Below are 217 nucleotides of genomic sequence, written 5' to 3' on the forward strand. Positions count from 1 at the left end.
CCTTGGCCCGCTGTGCCGATTCCGGCATTGTTGATGAGGATGTCGAGCCGATCCGTCCGGGCGCGCACGGCTTCGGCAAGCCGCCGCACTTCGCCCAGCGAAGAGAGGTCGGCGACCAGAAGCTCCGCCCTGCCGCCGGCGGCTTCGATCCTGGTGACAACAGCCTTGCCGCGCGTCGCATCGCGGCCATGCACCAGCACACGGGCGCCCGCGGCGC

At 71.0% G+C, this 217-nt stretch carries 1 pseudogene (cut by a window edge); it reads right to left on the reverse strand.

The features are described from left to right. A pseudogene (locus EOC06_RS33625) lies at nucleotides 1-217 on the reverse strand (SDR family NAD(P)-dependent oxidoreductase); its annotated part runs 83 nt beyond the window's last position; the annotation flags it as partial.

The sequence above is a fragment of the Mesorhizobium sp. M7A.F.Ca.MR.362.00.0.0 genome (assembly GCF_004023175.1).
Lineage (GTDB): Bacteria > Pseudomonadota > Alphaproteobacteria > Rhizobiales > Rhizobiaceae > Mesorhizobium.